This is a genomic window from Pseudomonas shahriarae, from assembly GCF_014268455.2.
GTDB lineage: Bacteria > Pseudomonadota > Gammaproteobacteria > Pseudomonadales > Pseudomonadaceae > Aquipseudomonas > Aquipseudomonas shahriarae.
This window is the reverse complement of sequence record NZ_CP077085.1, coordinates 5,977,494-5,993,628: the sequence shown is the minus strand read 5'-3', so window position 1 is coordinate 5,993,628 and position 16,135 is coordinate 5,977,494. Positions and strand designations below refer to the sequence as shown.

Genomic DNA, 16,135 nt, shown 5'->3' with positions numbered 1-16,135 from the left:
AAGGCAGGGTTTTACAGGTGTACAGCGGTCTTACTGGTCTGAACAGTCAGAAGCGATTGCGCACCCTTTTCGAGCGCCCGCAAAACCCGGCGAGCCCCTTTGGGGCGTGGCTTGCCGGCCAGCGAGAATAGATTTACAACTAGCCTCACTGTTGACCGAAATCTTGAGTTTTTTATGAATTCCATCGCCCAAGCCGTACCGGAAGCGGCTTTGCAAGCCATCCGCAAACTGATCAAGCAACGGGGCTTCGGGCCAGGTGATGCACTGCCTTCCCAGCGCGACCTGGCATTGCAGTTGGGGGTCAGTCGGGCCTCGTTGCGCGAGGCCTTGTCTTCGCTCAGTGCGCTGGGGCTGGTCAGCGTGCAGCCGGGCAAAGGCGTGTTTGTGCAAGCGCCACCGACGGCCGACATGAGCGGGGTGGCCTGGCCCTTTACAGCGCAGGCCAGCCCCCTGGATATCTTCCAATTGCGTTATGCGCTGGAGGGCTTTGCGGCGGGGCTGGCGGCCATGACCCTGACCACCGAGGAACTGGATGGGCTCGAAGACAATGTCCAGGCCATGCGCCGGGAACTCAAGGCCGGGGATTTCGAGGCCGCTGCGCGGCTGGACTTCGCGTTCCACCAGCGCATCCTGTTGGCCAGTGGCAATCAGGCGATGATGAGCATCCTCAGCGCCAGTGCCGAGGTGTTTCTGGAAAGTCAGAAGCTACCGTTCATCCGACCGGAACGGGCGATGGAAACCTGGCAGGAGCATCGCAAGATCCTCCGGGCCCTGGCCCGGCGCAGCAGCGCGGCGGCGCACAAAGCTATGCAGGAACACGTGCGTAACGCTGCGTTGCGCACGGGAATAGCCTTTGTGACTCCGACGGCCTCTTGAACCCGCCATATCCAAAATGATGACGCTCCATAGCAAGAGTCAATCAGCAGCGGCTTCCTGAACGCAGGAAGGGCGGCTATGATGGGCAACGTTTTTTTTGCTTACAACCCGGAGACATCCATGAGCAACGATCTTATCAAGCACGTCACCGACGCGACCTTTGAGGCCGAAGTACTGCAGGCCCAGGGCCCGGTGCTGGTTGACTACTGGGCTGAGTGGTGCGGTCCTTGCAAAATGATCGCTCCGGTCCTGGACGACATCGCAACCACCTACGAAGGCAAACTGACCATTGCCAAGCTGAACATCGACGAGAACCAGGAAACCCCGGCCAAGCATGGCGTGCGTGGTATCCCGACGCTGATGCTGTTCAAGAACGGCAACGTCGAAGCGACCAAGGTCGGCGCACTGTCCAAGTCGCAACTGGCTGCATTCCTCGACGCCAACATCTAAGCGTCGTCAAAAAGCCCCGCAAATTGCGGGGCTTTTTCGTAAAGCAGGGCTAGACGCTCTGAAATTCAGGTGGTACATTCGGCCCCGCACTGGTTTCTCCACTGCCCCCTGCAAGCCGTCGCCGACGCATTCCTTTCGATTAGTACGCGATCCTGTCGCCTTCTCTGCGGCGCGGCCTCATTAAGCCAAAAGCTTAATTCCCCCCCTCTATAAATGATTACGTCATTCCTATATGAATCTGACTGAACTCAAGCAAAAGCCGATTACCGACCTGCTCCAACTGGCCGAAGAAATGGGCATAGAAAATATGGCCCGTTCGCGCAAGCAGGACGTGATTTTCTCCCTGCTGAAAAAGCACGCGAAAAGCGGCGAGGAAATCTCCGGTGATGGCGTGCTGGAGATTCTCCAGGACGGCTTCGGCTTCCTTCGCTCTGCAGACGCGTCCTATCTCGCCGGCCCAGACGATATCTACGTCTCGCCGAGCCAGATCCGTCGCTTCAACTTGCGCACCGGTGACACCATCGTTGGCAAGATCCGCCCTCCAAAGGAAGGTGAGCGTTATTTCGCCCTGCTCAAGGTCGACACGATCAACTTCGATCGTCCTGAGAACGCGAAGAACAAGATTCTCTTCGAGAACCTGACGCCGCTGTTCCCGACCGTGCGCATGAAGATGGAAGCCGGTAACGGTTCCACCGAAGACCTGACCGGTCGTGTGATCGACCTGTGCGCTCCGATCGGCAAAGGCCAGCGTGGCCTGATCGTCGCACCGCCGAAAGCCGGTAAGACCATCATGCTGCAGAACATTGCAGCGAACATCGCGCGTAACAATCCTGAAGTTCACCTGATCGTGCTGCTGATCGATGAGCGTCCGGAAGAAGTCACCGAAATGCAGCGCACCGTGCGCGGCGAAGTGGTTGCCTCGACGTTCGATGAACCGCCAACCCGCCACGTGCAGGTTGCCGAAATGGTGATCGAGAAGGCCAAGCGCCTGGTCGAACACAAGAAGGACGTGGTGATCCTGCTCGACTCCATCACCCGTCTGGCCCGTGCCTACAACACCGTGATCCCGAGCTCCGGCAAGGTATTGACCGGTGGTGTCGATGCCCACGCCCTGGAGAAGCCGAAACGTTTCTTCGGCGCCGCGCGTAACATCGAAGAAGGCGGCTCGCTGACCATTATCGCCACCGCGCTGGTTGAAACCGGCTCGAAGATGGACGAAGTGATCTACGAAGAGTTCAAGGGTACCGGCAACATGGAACTGCCTTTGGACCGTCGCATCGCTGAAAAGCGTGTGTTCCCGGCCATCAACATCAACCGCTCCGGCACCCGCCGCGAAGAGTTGCTGACCGCCGACGACGAACTGCAGCGCATGTGGATCCTGCGCAAGCTGCTGCACCCGATGGACGAAGTGGCAGCCATCGAGTTCCTGATCGACAAGCTGAAAACCACCAAGACCAACGACGAGTTCTTCCTGTCGATGAAACGTAAGTAATACGACGTTTCAGGTCCGAAAGAATGGCGCCCCCAGGGGCGCCATTTTTTTTGCCTGAAATCTTTAACCACAGCTGGTGGGCAATTGCGCCGTCGATAGGGCTGCCAGCCGCCCTCAGAGCAGGTACGATGTACGCCTATTTTACGGGTGGCATGGTTAATGAAATTCAAGGATCTTCGGGATTTCGTGCAGCAACTTGAGCAGCGCGGAGAGTTGAAACGTATTCAGGTGCCGGTTTCCCCGGTCCTGGAAATGACTGAGATTTGCGACCGCACCCTGCGTAACAAGGGGCCGGCGCTGCTGTTCGAAAACCCCACAGGCTTTGATATCCCCGTGCTGGGCAACCTGTTCGGCACGCCCGACCGGGTGGCGTTCGGCATGGGGGCCGAGTCGGTCAGCGAACTGCGCGAGATCGGCAAGCTGCTGGCCTTCCTCAAGGAGCCCGAGCCGCCCAAAGGCCTGAAGGACGCGTGGTCGAAGCTGCCGATCTTCCGCAAGATCATTGCCATGGCGCCCAAGGTGGTCAAGGACGCGGTCTGCCAGGAAGTGGTCATTGAAGGCGATGATGTCGACCTGGCGATGCTCCCGGTGCAGACCTGCTGGCCCGGCGACGTCGGCCCGCTGATCACCTGGGGCCTGACCGTCACCAAAGGCCCGAACAAGGACCGCCAGAACCTGGGGATCTACCGTCAGCAAGTGATTGGCCGCAACAAGGTGATCATGCGCTGGCTGAGCCACCGTGGCGGCGCCCTCGACTTCCGTGAGTGGTGCGAGAAGCACCCCGGCCAGCCGTTCCCGGTTTCCGTGGCCCTGGGGGCCGACCCGGCCACCATCCTCGGCGCTGTGACGCCGGTGCCCGACAGCCTGTCCGAATACGCTTTCGCCGGCCTGTTGCGCGGCAATCGCACCGAACTGGTGAAATGCCGTGGCAACGACCTGCAAGTGCCGGCCACCGCCGAAATCATCCTCGAAGGCGTGATTCATCCGGGCGAGATGGCCGATGAAGGCCCTTACGGCGATCACACCGGCTACTACAATGAAGTCGACAGCTTCCCGGTGTTCACCGTCGAGCGCATCACCCACCGGGTCAAACCGATCTACCACAGCACCTACACCGGCCGGCCGCCGGATGAGCCGGCGATTCTCGGCGTGGCGCTGAACGAGGTATTCGTACCGATCCTGCAGAAGCAGTTCCCGGAAATCACCGACTTCTACCTGCCGCCCGAGGGCTGCTCGTACCGCATGGCCATCGTGACCATGAAGAAGTCGTATCCGGGCCATGCCAAGCGCGTGATGCTCGGTGTGTGGTCGTTTTTGCGACAGTTCATGTACACCAAGTTCGTTATTGTCACCGACGACGACATCAACGCCCGGGACTGGAACGACGTGATCTGGGCGATTACCACGCGCATGGACCCCAAGCGCGATACGGTGATGATTGATAACACACCCATCGACTATCTCGACTTCGCCTCGCCGGTGTCGGGCCTGGGTTCGAAGATGGGCCTGGATGCCACCCATAAATGGCCGGGTGAAACCACCCGTGAGTGGGGCCGGGTGATCGTCAAGGATGAAGCCGTGACGGCGCGTGTCGATGCGATGTGGAAAGAATTGGGAATAGATTGATGCGTGTAACCCTGCAACCTTCCGGCGCGGTCCTCGACTTGCAGCCGGGCGAGCGGATTCTTGAAGGTGCGCGGCGCCTGGGCTACGACTGCCCGCAGGCGTGCCGTAACGGTGTGTGCCATGTGTGCGCGGCGCTGTTGGTCGAGGGCCGGGTGCAACAGGCCGGCGAGGTGCGTGACCATGGCGAGTTCTACACCTGCATCGCCGAGCCGCTGGAGGATTGCATCGTGCTGTGGGATGGCGTGCTGGCGCCGGGGGAGTTGCCGGTGCGCACGCTGGCCTGCCAGTTGAGCGAGTGCGTGGAGCTGGGTGGCGATGTGTGGCGCGTGCGCCTGCGGGCCCCGGCCGGCAAAGCGGTGCGTTACCACGCTGGCCAGTACCTGATGATTGAGCGCGAAAACGGCGAGAAGTCGGCGTTTTCCCTGGCCTCGGCGCCCCACGCCGGGCGCGAGCTGGAATTGCATGTGCTGGTACGCGAAGACAGCGCCCGCAGCCTGATCGAGCAGTTGCAGCGTAACCAGATGGCGCGGGTCGAGCTGCCGTTTGGCGATACCCACCTGGCCGAGCTACCCGACGGCCCGCTGGTACTGATCGCGGCCGGCACCGGCATGGCGCAGATGCACAGCCTGATCGAACATTGCCGGGCCACGGGGTTCAAGTATCCGGTGCACCTGTACTGGGGCGTGCGTCGTCCTGAGGATTTCTATCAGGTCGAACATTGGGAACAGTGGCAGCAATTGCCCAATCTGTTCCTGCACAAAGTGGTCAGCGACCTGTGTGGTTGGGAAGGGCGCTGTGGCTTGTTGCACGAGGCGGTGTGCGAAGACATAACCGACCTCAAGGCCGTGCATGTGTATGCCAGCGGATCGCCGGCGATGATTTACGGCACGCTGGACGCGCTGGTGAATGCCGGGATGGATGCGCACCAGATGCGCGCTGACGTATTTGCCTACGCCCCTCGCTCCTGACCGCTACGAAAACATTCTCGTAAGCCGATCAAACTGTGGGAGCGGGCTTGCCCGCGATAGCGGAGTGTCAGCCAACAAATCTGGCACTGATACACCGCCATCGCGGGCAAGCCCGCTCCCACATTGAACTGTGTCTACTCAGGTGTGCGGCGTCAGAACCGCACGCCCGTGGTCACCATCGCCGCATTGAACCCCAGCAACACAAACTCCGCCGCCACCGGCCCGTAGTGCGCACCCACCGACGGAATGATCACCGGTGCCACGCCGTAGCGGTTCAGCGGGATCTTGTCGCGGTACTTGCCGCGATAGCCCTGGATCGCCCCGCCGGTCAGTTTCAGATACACCGGATAGTCGGCCATGTCGAAGCGCTTGCCGGCGTAGGCGTAGTACGAGCGTTGGCGAAACGAGTTGCGAAAGGTCGCACCGCCATACACCCACCCCGCAGCGTCATTGCGCTCCAGGCCGATCAGGTCTTGATGGTTATTGTGCTCGGGGTCCGGCGCAAAGTGCCGGGTGTAGACGCTGGTCTGGGCGTACCAGAAGCCTTTGTCGTCGTTGGCCGGCGCTTCGGCGGCCAGGGCGGTGGTGGCCAGCGCCAGGAGCAGCAGGCCGGAAAGTCGGTTTTTCATGGTGCGACCTCGATAGTCGGTGAATGCGCGGCTAAGTGGGTCGTGACGTGACGCTATTTTGAGGTCCCGTCGGGCATAAAGGCTGAACGGGCGCTGAAAATAGCGCGGTTTTGCGCGGCGAACCTGACGAATGGGGCCTATTGCTTATGCTTTTTCATATTTTTAAAAGGTATTGATTGCAAGGGGAGCGGTATGGGGAGCGGTCGACATATTGAAGTGCTGCGCGAGGGTGCGTCGGCCCGCTACGGGTCTGACGCGGTGGCCGGGGTGATCAACCGCCAGCAGTGGCGGCAACCTGGCCCATAGTACTTTTTCGCCTTACGGTTACAGCGGCGCGTTCTATTACGGTAAAGTCGCCTATAACTGGTAGTACACAGGAGACCTAAGCGATCTGCCATGACCGTTCTCGAATCCGAACTTCTGCAATTGGCTTACCCGCCGCGGCTTGATCTGGGGCCGCAACTCACTCACGAACAATTGATGAGCTCGATGCAGGCCACCATGGGTCTGCACAAGGGTGGGCCGGTCTGGCTGTTTGCCTATGGCTCGCTGATCTGGCGCCCTGAGTGTTCGGCAACCCAGCGCCTGCGCGCCCGGGTCCATGGCTATCATCGAGGCCTGTACCTGTGGTCCCACGAGCACCGGGGTACGCCGGAGTTACCGGGGCTGGTGTTTGGCCTGGATCGCGGCGGCTCGTGCAGCGGCTTTGCTTACCGCCTGCCGGAAGATCAACTGGAGGCCTCGCTCTATGCCTTGTGGCAGCGCGAGATGCCTTACCCATCCTATCGGCCACACTGGCTCAGTTGCCGGCTTGAAGACGGCAATCAGGTGCAGGCATTGGGTTTTGTGCTGGAGCGACACCTGCCCAGCTATGCCGGTAACTTGCCCGACAGCGTGCTGAACCAGGTGTTTGCCAGCGCTTGCGGGCGTTACGGCACCACTCGCGATTATGTCGAGCAGACCGTCAACGCCCTGCGTAGCCACGCCATGCCAGACAAGAATCTGGAGGCGCGGCTCAAGCGATGTGCCAAAGGCATCGCGGCGATTAACGTGCCGAGCTGACGCTATTGGTGTGCCACAGGGTTGGGATCAGGAACGCGATGGCCAGCAGGCACGCGCCGATCAGCAGCACAAAGCCGCCGTCCCAGCCGAAGTGGTCCACGGTGTAGCCCATGGCTGCACTGGCTGCCACCGATCCACCCAGGTAACCGAACAGGCCGGTAAAACCTGCGGCTGTACCTGCGGCTTTCTTCGGCGCCAGTTCCAGGGCCTGCAGGCCGATCAGCATCACCGGGCCGTAGATCAAAAAGCCAATGGAGAACAGCGCGATCATGTCGACCATCGGGTTGCCTGGCGGGTTGAGCCAGTACACCAGGGTCGCCACGGTCACCAGAGCCATGAACACAATGCCGGTCAGGCCACGGTTGCCACGGAAGATCTTGTCCGACATCCAGCCGCACAGCAGCGTGCCGGGGATCCCTGCCCACTCGTAGAAGAAGTACGCCCAGGACGACTTGTCGACGGTGAAGTGCTTGGCTTCCTTGAGGTAGGTCGGTGCCCAGTCCAGCACGCCGTAGCGCAGCAGGTAGACGAACACGTTGGCGAAGGCGATGTACCACAGCATTTTGTTGCGCAGCACGTATTTGACGAAGATTTCCTTGGCGCTGAATTCGTCTTCGTGGCTGGCGTCGTAGCCTTCCGGGTAGTCGTTCTTGTACTTCTCGATCGGCGGCAGGCCCACCGATTGCGGGGTGTCGCGCATGGTGATGAAGGCAAACGCCGCCACTGCCAAGGCCACGGTGGCCGGGACGTAGAACGCTGCGTGCCAGTCGTTGAACCAGGCCATGCCCAGCAGGAACAGCGGGCCGATCAGACCGCCGCCGACGTTATGCGCCACGTTCCACACCGACACCACGCCGCCGCGTTCTTTCTGCGACCACCAGTGCACCATGGTCCGCCCACTTGGCGGCCAGCCCATGCCCTGGGCCCAGCCGTTGATGAACAGCAGAATGAACATCATGGTCACGCTGGAGGTTGCCCAAGGCGCGAAACCGAAAATGAACATCACCCCGGCCGATACCAGCAAGCCAAACGGCAGGAAGTAGCGCGGGTTGGAGCGGTCGGACACCAGGCCCATGAGGAACTTGGACAGGCCGTAGGCAATGGCGATTGCCGACATGGCCAGGCCCAGTTGACCACGGGTATAACCCTCGTCGATCAGGTACGGCATGGCCAGGGAGAAGTTTTTGCGCAGCAGGTAGTAACCCGCGTAGCCAACGAAAATACCGGCGAAGATCTGCCAGCGCAGTCGTCGGTAGGTACTGTCGATCTTTTCTTCAGGCAGGGGTGCCTGGTGGGGGGCAGGACGAAAGAAAGCAAACATTCAAGAGCTCCAAATTTCTTGTTTTGACTGCGGATGCGAATGTTACAGTTTCGTTACCGAAAATAGCATCGCCTCTTATCTGCAAACACAGGAAACGGGAGTAATTGCATGTTCTTTTACGAACATGTCGCGAATAGATAAGTATAGGGCGTGATCAGATTCCTCACGGCACTTGAGATCAAATGTAGGAGCTGGCTTGCCTGCGATGGCGGTGGACCAGTTACCAAAGACGTAGCTGACCCACCGCCATCGCAGGCAAGCCAGCTCCTACACTAATTGCATTTCAAATCACTGGCGGACCTGCACGACCACCTTGCCCACTGCCTTGCGCTGCCCCAGGTCATTGATCGCCTGCGCCGCGTTGTCCAGCGGATACACCTGCGACACCAGCGGCTTCAACTTCCCCTCGGCATACCAACCAAACAGCTGCTGGAAATTCGCCGCGTTATCCTGCGGCTGGCGCTGGGCAAACGAGCCCCAGAACACCCCGACCACCGCTGCGCCCTTGAGCAGCGCCAGGTTCACCGGCAGCTCGGGGATACGCCCGCTGGCAAACCCCACCACCAACAGACGGCCGTTCCAGGCAATGGCGCGGATGGCCTGGTCAAACAGGTCGCCCCCTACCGGGTCATAGATCACATCGGCACCGTTGCCATCGGTCAGGCGCTTGATCTCATCCTTGAGGTTGCTTTCGCTGTAGTTGATCAATTCATCGGCGCCCGCCGCCTTGGCCACGGCCAGCTTGTCGGCACTGCTGGCGGCGGCAATCACCCGGGCACCCATGGCCTTGCCGATCTCCACGGCAGCCAGGCCCACGCCACCGGACGCGCCCAGTACCAGCAGGGTCTCGCCAGCGGCCAGGTGGCCACGCTGCTTGAGGGCGTGCATCGAGGTGCCGTAGGTCATGCTGAAGGCGGCAGCGGTGTTGAAATCCATGCTCGGCGGAATCGGCAGCACGTTATAGCCCGGTACCGCGACCTGCTCGGCAAAGCTGCCCCAGCCGGTCAGCGCCATGACCCGGTCGCCGACCTTCAGGTGGCTGACCTTTTCCCCGACTTCGCTGACCACCCCAGCCGCTTCGCCGCCCGGCGAGAACGGGAAGGGCGGTTTGAACTGGTACTTGCCCTCGATGATCAGCGTGTCCGGGAAATTCACCCCGGCGGCATGGACGTCCAGCAGGATCTCGTTCTTCTTGATCGCCGGGCTTTCGACGTCTTCCAACACCAGGGTTTCGGCAGGGCCGAAGGCTTTGCACAGCACGGCTTTCATCGGACTATTCCTTTTGGCGTATTGGCCGATAAGTGTAGGTGGGTAAGGTCACGGGTCAACGAGCATGCCCCGGCCTGATAAGTCGCCATAAGCTTGTGCTCTGCCTTGCTAGCGTTATGCTACTGGCAACCGAATGTGAGGAATGAACTGTGAAAGCGTGGATCCTGTTGATGCTGGCCCTGATGTTGCCGATGGCAGCCCATGCCGAAGAAGCCAAGGAAGGCGAAGCGCCGAAGGTCAGCTACTACAGCCTGACGCCGCCTTTTGTGGGCAACTACGCCCTGGATGGCGGTCCGAAACTGCGGGTGTACAAAGCGGATGTGGCCCTGCGTGTGACCGGCCCCGAAGCGGCGGCGGCGATCAAGGCCAATGAGCCGTTGATCCGCAACCAGCTGGTGGCGTTGTTTACCCAGCAGACTGTCGAGAGCATGGGCAGTGTCGAGGGTAAGGAAAAGTTGCGTCAGGAAGCGTTGAAGCAGACGCAACAAGTGATGAATGACGAGACGGGCAAGCCGGTGGTTGAGGATTTGTTGTTTAACAATCTGATTATCCAGTAACGCCCATCCTGTGGGCGTCGGCTTGTTGGCGATGGGGCCTTGAAGCTATCGACGCTCACCAGACCGTCACCGTCAGCAACCCGAACTTTGGCGCCAACCTCAGGAGGGGTAACGCCTCTGCACGATGATGATAAAGATTCAGAGGGTCGGTTGGTTTCTATTGTGGAGGTTTTTCTATCGCAAACGTTATGCTTTGGAGACGGAAATTGTGGGGCCTCCGCCTGATCCAGGATTATCGAATATAAAAGTAAAACGATAAGTTGTTCCTTTTGAAATATGGGTATCCTCGGAGGATATCCAGCTGTGCCAATTACCGCCCTTTATAGGTACTCTTGCCAGTACCACCCCACTGGGGCATATAACTTCAAATATCGGATTTCTGCTTTGGTTGAGTCCACTAAATTTATACTGGATCGTGGAGACAAGTCCGGATGGGCGGGAGTTCAATGAGTTTGGAAAACCAGCAACTAAGTTGCTGGTTATAATAGGGCTTATATATAGATTTTCACTCTTTTTCTATCCGTTCGCCATACCCCGTCGGGGGGCGCGTCGAAGACAAAGTAGAACTCGAATGTGTCTACTGTGTTAGATGTTGTGTATTTTGTTGACGACCCCCAAACGCGCCATTGGCCATCTTGTGGAGGGTGGACTGCTAGTATCGGGCCGCCGAAGGTAACAGAGTGAATCTCGAAACGCGGGTTTTTTCCCGTCACCGCACCTCGCTCAAACATATAGCGGAGCGCATGTATGATGTAAATGCCATTACTCCAAGTGGCTTCAACCTCGATGGCTCCTTTGTATCCATGTAATGAATATTCCCCTCTCACTGTTGTTACGCTGGTTGGGTTATTTCGGTCGACCTTAATCTCTATTGTTTCTGAGGGGGCTTCGTCGCTGGAGCCCTTCTTGTCCGAGTCTGATATGTCGCTCATTTTTTGCTCTCCCGAGAGTCTCGATGCAATGAATTTGCGGTCGATTGTTATAGTTAATAACGAGAGATAAACGCCGGCTACTGTCAGAATTGACAGTTTTTCATTTTGTTTTTTAATAAGCTCAGTGATTTTTATAAGTGAAAGTTTAAGAGGCCAGACTCTTCCTGAACCGCGCCAACGCCACCGCAAAAAACAACAAGCCAATCCCCGCCAGCGCTAGCAAATCCGGCCACACCACGCTCACCCCCGCATCGCGAAACAGAATCGCCGCACTCAAACTCACAAAATGTGTGGATGGCGAGCCCTGCATCACCCATTGCAACCATTCGGGCATGCTGTCCAGCGGCGTACTGCCGCCTGACAACAGCAGCATCGGAATAATCACCGGGATCGCCAGCAAGCCAAACTGCGGCGTCGAGCGGGCGAGGGTAGCGAGGAAGATGCCCAGGGCAGTGCTGGCAAACAGATACAGCGCGGTTACCAGCAGGAACAGACTCAATGAGCCGGCCAGCGGCACGCCGAGCATGCCCTTGACCACCACTTCCAGTGACAGCCAGGTACACAGCACCACCACCAGCATGTTGCTCCAGATTTTTGCCAGCATGATTTCCAGGGCGGTCAGCGGCAGCACCAGCAAATGGTCGAGGGTGCCATGTTCGCGTTCGCGCAGTAGCGCGGTGCCGGTCAGGACGATGGCGAGGATGGTGATGTTGTTGACGATCTGGATCACCGCCAGGAACCAGCCGCCTTCCAGGTTGGTGTTGAACAATGCCCGGGTGGTGAGGGTCGCCGGTGCGCGCTGGCTGGTGTCCGCCTGGCCGCTGTAGGTCAGCAATTCACGCTGGAAGATCCGCCCGATATAGCCCGCGCCCATAAAGGCCTGGCTCATCGCCGTGGCATCCACATTGACCTGAACGCTCGGCTGGCGGCCGGCCAGGAGGTCGGCCTGGAAATTGGCCGGCACGTTGATCACGAAAGTGTACTGGCCGCTGTCCATGACCTTATCCAACTGGTCGTAGGCCAGTGGCACGGCGGGCTGGAATTCTGGTGGTTGCAGGGCTTCGGCCAGTTGGCGTGACAATTGGCCATGGTCTTCATCGACAAAGGCCACGCTGGCGTTATGCACGCCAATCACTGAACCGGCCGCTGGCATATAAATGGCGACGGTGAAGGCGTAGAACAGAAACAGCAGCAACACGCTGTCGTGGCGCAAGCTGGTGAGCTCTTTGATTCCCAGGCGCAGGATATGGGCGAACTTATGCATCAGGCCTCCTGCTTCTTGAGCATCACCAGGCTCAGCCCGGTGAACCCCAGGAAAAACCCGAACAGCGCCAGGCACTGTGGCCACAGCTGGCGCAGGTCCAGGGCTTTGGTAAAGGTGCCGACGGCGACATCCAGGAAGTAGCCGGCGGGAAACAGCATGCCCATCAGCGCGGCCGCCCCTTCCAGGGACGAGCGCGGCACGATCAGCCCGGAGAACTGGATGGTCGGTAGGCTGGTGATGATCATGGTGCCGAGAATCGCTGCGATCTGGGTGCGGGTGAACGCAGAAATCAGCAGGCCCATGCTGGTGGTGGCCAGCACATACAGCAGGCCGCCAAACGCCAGGGTCACGCCACTGCCCTTGAACGGCACGCCGAACAGCCAGCGGTTCATCGCCACCAGCAGCGCCAGGTTGATCAGGCTGATAACCAGATACGGCGCCTGCTTGCCGAGGAGAAACTCCAGGCGGGTCAGCGGTGTGGCGTAGAAGTTAGTGATCGACCCCAGCTCCTTCTCGCGCACGATGCCCAGGGCGGTGAGCATGGCCGGGATAAACGCCAGGATCAGTGCCATCACGCCGGGGCCGATGGCATTTACGCTGACCACGTCCTGGTTATAGCGAAAGCGCGTCTCCAGTCTGGCGGCGGCGGGCTGGGCTCGCGGGGAGCTGTTGAGTTCCGCCAACTGCTGCAGATTGGCCTGGTGTACCGCTTCGACATAGTTGCGGCTGGTCTCGGCGCGAAACGGCATGCCGCCATCCAGCCAGGCGGCCACTGCCGGTTGGCGCCCGGCGTACAGGTCGCGGCCAAATCCGGGAGGAATCTCCAAGGCGAGTTTGATTTCCGAGCGTTGCAGGCGCCGGTGCAGCTCGGCCGAATCGCTGATCGACGGTTGTTCGGCGAAGTAGCGCGAACTGCGAAAGGCCTCCAGATAGGCGCGGCTTTGTGGCGTCTGGTCCTGGTCATACACGGCGAAGGCGAGCTTCTCCACGTCAAGGGAAATGCCGTAGCCGAAGATCACCATCATGAAAATCGCCCCGAGCAGGGCAAAGGCCATGCGCACTTTGTCGCGCAACAACTCCTTGCCTTCGCGACTGGCCACTGCCAGCAGGCGGGCCAGGCTGAAGCCGCGCTTGCTGACTGGCGGCGTGGTCGGAGTGCTGACGGTTGCGCTGGGCGCGGCGGCTTCTGGGGCTTCCTGGGCTTGTTCCAGACAGGTGACAAATGCGGCTTCCAGGGTCTCGCCGTGGAAGTGTTGCTGCAGGGCGTCCGGGGTGTCGCAGGCCAGCACCTTGCCGGCGTGCATCAACGAGATGCGGTCGCAGCGCTGGGCTTCGTTCATAAAGTGGGTGGAGAGAAAAATCGTCACCCCTTGCTCGCGGGACAACTCCACCAGCAAACGCCAGAAATCGTCGCGCGCGGCGGGGTCCACACCGGACGTGGGTTCGTCGAGGATCAGCACTTCCGGGCGATGCAACACCGCCACGGCCAGGGACAGGCGCTGGCGCAAACCCAGGGGCAGCTCGCCGGAGGGTTGTTCGGCGACACTGCCCAGGTCAAAACGCTGGATCAATTCTTCGATGCGCGGGCCGCTGTCGGCCTTGGGCAGGTCGAACAACTGTGCGTGCAGCACCAGGTTCTGGCGCACGCTGAGCTCGCCGTACAGCGAGAAGCTCTGGGACATAAAGCCCACGCGCTTGCGGGTTGCCAGGTCCTTGGCATTTACCGGGTTGCCCAGCAGTGTGGCGCTGCCTTCACTGGCCGGCATCAGCCCGGTGAGGACTTTCATGGTGGTGGTCTTGCCGCAGCCGTTGGAGCCGAGAAAGCCGAAGATCTCGCCACGGCCAATGGCGAAGCTGACCTTGTTGACTGCCGTAAAGTCGCCAAAGCGCAGGGTCAGGTCGTGGGCTTCGATGGCGATGTCGGTGTTGTCGTTTGCCCGAGGAGGGATCACCAGCGGCTGGTTGTTGTGCGCGCTGTCGCCCTGGAAATGGGTGAAGGCCTCATCCAGCTTGCCGCTGGGCGTGACCGCCGCCAGTTCGCGGCTCAGGCCATCGGCGATCAGCTTGCCGCGGTCGAGCATCAGGCAGTGCTCGAACTGCTCGGCTTCTTCCATGTAGGCCGTGGCCACCAGCAGCGTCAGTTGCGGGCGTTCGCTGCGTACGGTTTCTACCAGTTCCCAGAAGCGCCGGCGTGACAAAGGGTCGACGCCGGTGGTGGGTTCATCGAGGATCAGCAAGTCCGGGTCGTGGATCAGCGCGCAGCACAGCCCCAGTTTTTGCTTCATCCCGCCCGACAGTTTGCCCGCCGGCCGGTCGGCGAAGCGTGCCAGGTCGGTGGCCAGCAGCAGGTTGTGCATGCGCTGCTCGCAATCGGCTTTGGACAGGCCAAACAGGGTGGCGAAAAAACGGATGTTCTCGCTGATGGACAGCTCGGGGTACAGGTTGCCGCCCAGGCCCTGGGGCATAAACGCGATCAGCGGGTACAGGCTGTTGCGGTGGCGGCGGTCTTCGATGGAGCCGCCCAGCACCTGCAAGTCACCGTCCTGCAGTTTTTTCACCCCGGCGATCAAGCCCAACAGGCTCGACTTGCCCGCGCCATCCGGGCCGATCAACCCGCAGCGGGTACCGGCCGGCAGGCTGAAGGCGATGTCGATCAGCGCCTGTTGCTTGCCGTAGCGGTGGTTGATGCCCGTGGCGTGCAGCGCCAGCCCGGTCATTGCAGGTTGGCCGGCCAGTCCAGGTCGGCGGTGCGCACATAGCCGGCGCCGGGCATGCCGGGCTTGGCCTGGGGCACGGCGCTCGGTTGAGTCAGGCGCAGTTTGACGCGGAACACCAGTTTCTGGCGCTCGTCGCGGGTTTCCACTTCTTTGGGGGTGAACTGCGACTTGGCGGCGACAAAGCTGATTTTCGCCGGCAGGGGTTGATCCGGCAGGGCATCGAGCACGATCCGCGCTTCACTGCCCACGGTCAGGCGACCGGTGACGGAGGCGGGCAGGTAGAGGTTCATGTACTGGTCATTCGGATCTATCAGCAGCAACACGCGCCCGCCGGCACCGAGCACTTCGCCAGGTTCGGCCAGGCGCAACTGGATGATGCCGTCGATGGGCGCGCGCAGGCTGCTGTCTTCGATCTCGCTGGTCAGTTGTGCCACCTGGGCCTGGGCCGCACCGATGGCGGCCTTGACCGCATTGACCTGGGCCTGGGCTGCCGTCACCGCCGCATTGCCGGTGTTCTGCCGTGCCTGTTGCTGGTCGATCAGCTGTGCGCTGGCGAAGCCGCGGCGGTACAGCTCCTGGGTGCGCTTGAGTTCCTGGCTGGCCAGCAGGTTTTCGCTCTGGCGCAATTGCACGTTGGCTTCGGCGGCGGCGAAGTTCTCCTTGGCGCGCAGCACTTCGGCCTCGGCCTGGGAACGCTGGGCTTCGAGGGTGCGGGTGTCGATACGCGCCAGCAGTTGGCCCTTGAGCACTTTGTCGCCTTCATCGACCCGCACTTCAGCCAGGCGGCCGGGGATCTTGGTGGCGATCTGCACTTCGGTGGATTCCAGCCGGCCATTGCCCATGTTCAAACCTTCCGGCAGGCGGTCCAGGGTGGACTTCCAGTAGCCGAAGCCACCGGCGGCCACCAGCAATAGAATCAGGAGAAAGGCAAAGAAGTGCGAACTGCGATGTGACGTCGACATGGGTGCATCC

At 60.4% G+C, this 16,135-nt stretch carries 14 protein-coding genes; 7 read left to right on the top strand and 7 right to left on the bottom strand.

The window, feature by feature from the left end; genetic code table 11:
• Positions 1-174: 174 nt before the first annotated feature.
• From HU773_RS27010 to HU773_RS26990, 5 genes are all read left to right on the top strand, one after another.
• On the top strand, positions 175-876 hold the full coding sequence (locus HU773_RS27010) for a FadR/GntR family transcriptional regulator (RefSeq protein WP_057440453.1): 702 nt from the start codon (positions 175-177) through the stop codon (positions 874-876).
• 120 nt (positions 877-996) lie between these two features.
• Positions 997-1,326: a thioredoxin TrxA gene (gene trxA, locus HU773_RS27005; RefSeq protein ID WP_029289563.1), complete on the top strand. Its 330-nt coding sequence runs from the start codon at positions 997-999 to the stop codon at positions 1,324-1,326.
• Between the two features lie 232 nt (positions 1,327-1,558).
• Entirely contained in the window at positions 1,559-2,818 is a 1,260-nt protein-coding gene (gene rho / locus HU773_RS27000) for a transcription termination factor Rho (RefSeq protein WP_003176825.1), read from the top strand.
• A 159-nt stretch (positions 2,819-2,977) separates the two neighbouring features.
• Entirely contained in the window at positions 2,978-4,444 is a 1,467-nt protein-coding gene (ubiD, locus tag HU773_RS26995) for a 4-hydroxy-3-polyprenylbenzoate decarboxylase (RefSeq protein ID WP_029289556.1), read from the top strand.
• Entirely contained in the window at positions 4,444-5,412 is a 969-nt protein-coding gene (locus HU773_RS26990) for a CDP-6-deoxy-delta-3,4-glucoseen reductase (RefSeq protein ID WP_057960948.1), read from the top strand. The genes ubiD and HU773_RS26990 overlap by 1 nt, the downstream gene beginning before the upstream one ends.
• 152 nt (positions 5,413-5,564) lie before the next feature.
• Here HU773_RS26990 and HU773_RS26985 read toward each other — a convergent pair whose 3' ends face one another.
• Complete coding sequence (locus tag HU773_RS26985; protein ID WP_057960947.1) at positions 5,565-6,041, bottom strand: hypothetical protein; 477 nt, start codon at positions 6,039-6,041, stop codon at positions 5,565-5,567.
• A gap of 396 nt (positions 6,042-6,437) precedes the next feature.
• Between HU773_RS26985 and HU773_RS26980 the strand changes: the two genes are divergently transcribed.
• Entirely contained in the window at positions 6,438-7,103 is a 666-nt protein-coding gene (locus HU773_RS26980; protein ID WP_057440451.1) for a gamma-glutamylcyclotransferase, read from the top strand.
• Here HU773_RS26980 and glpT read toward each other — a convergent pair.
• Both glpT and HU773_RS26970 read right to left on the bottom strand, forming a co-directional pair.
• On the bottom strand, positions 7,087-8,424 hold the full coding sequence (gene glpT, locus HU773_RS26975) for a glycerol-3-phosphate transporter (RefSeq protein ID WP_057960946.1): 1,338 nt from the start codon (positions 8,422-8,424) through the stop codon (positions 7,087-7,089). The genes HU773_RS26980 and glpT overlap by 17 nt on opposite strands.
• A 288-nt stretch (positions 8,425-8,712) precedes the next feature.
• The gene (locus HU773_RS26970) at positions 8,713-9,693 is read right to left on the bottom strand and encodes an NADPH:quinone oxidoreductase family protein (RefSeq protein ID WP_170059878.1); all 981 of its coding nucleotides are present in this window, start codon (positions 9,691-9,693) and stop codon (positions 8,713-8,715) included.
• A 149-nt stretch (positions 9,694-9,842) separates the two neighbouring features.
• Here HU773_RS26970 and HU773_RS26965 point away from each other — a divergent pair, with 149 nt between their 5' ends.
• Positions 9,843-10,250, top strand: coding sequence for a flagellar basal body-associated protein FliL (locus HU773_RS26965; RefSeq protein WP_186624981.1), 408 nt, complete (start codon positions 9,843-9,845; stop codon positions 10,248-10,250).
• Positions 10,251-10,741: 491 nt separating this feature from the next.
• Here the strand turns inward: HU773_RS26965 and HU773_RS26960 are convergent, their stop codons facing one another.
• The 4 genes from HU773_RS26960 to HU773_RS26945 form a co-directional block, all read right to left on the bottom strand.
• Positions 10,742-11,182 carry a hypothetical protein gene (locus HU773_RS26960; RefSeq protein WP_152987978.1) on the bottom strand — a complete coding sequence of 147 codons (441 nt, stop codon included), beginning with the start codon at positions 11,180-11,182 and terminating at the stop codon, positions 10,742-10,744.
• 145 nt (positions 11,183-11,327) lie between these two features.
• On the bottom strand, positions 11,328-12,446 hold the full coding sequence (locus tag HU773_RS26955; protein WP_057960944.1) for an ABC transporter permease: 1,119 nt from the start codon (positions 12,444-12,446) through the stop codon (positions 11,328-11,330).
• Complete coding sequence (rbbA, locus tag HU773_RS26950) at positions 12,446-15,163, bottom strand: ribosome-associated ATPase/putative transporter RbbA (protein WP_186624980.1); 2,718 nt, start codon at positions 15,161-15,163, stop codon at positions 12,446-12,448. Before rbbA ends, HU773_RS26955 begins: the two co-directional genes overlap by 1 nt.
• Positions 15,160-16,125: an HlyD family secretion protein gene (locus HU773_RS26945; RefSeq protein WP_057440447.1), complete on the bottom strand. Its 966-nt coding sequence runs from the start codon at positions 16,123-16,125 to the stop codon at positions 15,160-15,162. Before HU773_RS26945 ends, rbbA begins: the two co-directional genes overlap by 4 nt.
• Between the last annotated feature and the right edge of the window lie 10 nt (positions 16,126-16,135).

Bases quoted from the DNA above. Each gene is read 5' to 3' on its own strand.
- HU773_RS27010 (WP_057440453.1), top strand. From the start codon at position 175: ATGAATTCCATCGCCCAAGCCGTACCGGAAGCGGCTTTGCAAGCCATC.
- HU773_RS26960 (WP_152987978.1), bottom strand. From the start codon at position 11,182: ATGAGCGACATATCAGACTCGGACAAGAAGGGCTCCAGCGACGAAGCC.
- glpT (WP_057960946.1), bottom strand. From the start codon at position 8,424: ATGTTTGCTTTCTTTCGTCCTGCCCCCCACCAGGCACCCCTGCCTGAA.
- HU773_RS26990 (WP_057960948.1), top strand. From the start codon at position 4,444: ATGCGTGTAACCCTGCAACCTTCCGGCGCGGTCCTCGACTTGCAGCCG.
- ubiD (WP_029289556.1), top strand. From the start codon at position 2,978: ATGAAATTCAAGGATCTTCGGGATTTCGTGCAGCAACTTGAGCAGCGC.
- HU773_RS26980 (WP_057440451.1), top strand. From the start codon at position 6,438: ATGACCGTTCTCGAATCCGAACTTCTGCAATTGGCTTACCCGCCGCGG.
- HU773_RS26970 (WP_170059878.1), bottom strand. From the start codon at position 9,693: ATGAAAGCCGTGCTGTGCAAAGCCTTCGGCCCTGCCGAAACCCTGGTG.
- HU773_RS26955 (WP_057960944.1), bottom strand. From the start codon at position 12,446: ATGCATAAGTTCGCCCATATCCTGCGCCTGGGAATCAAAGAGCTCACC.
- HU773_RS26945 (WP_057440447.1), bottom strand. From the start codon at position 16,125: ATGTCGACGTCACATCGCAGTTCGCACTTCTTTGCCTTTCTCCTGATT.
- rbbA (WP_186624980.1), bottom strand. From the start codon at position 15,163: ATGACCGGGCTGGCGCTGCACGCCACGGGCATCAACCACCGCTACGGC.
- trxA (WP_029289563.1), top strand. From the start codon at position 997: ATGAGCAACGATCTTATCAAGCACGTCACCGACGCGACCTTTGAGGCC.
- HU773_RS26985 (WP_057960947.1), bottom strand. From the start codon at position 6,041: ATGAAAAACCGACTTTCCGGCCTGCTGCTCCTGGCGCTGGCCACCACC.
- rho (WP_003176825.1), top strand. From the start codon at position 1,559: ATGAATCTGACTGAACTCAAGCAAAAGCCGATTACCGACCTGCTCCAA.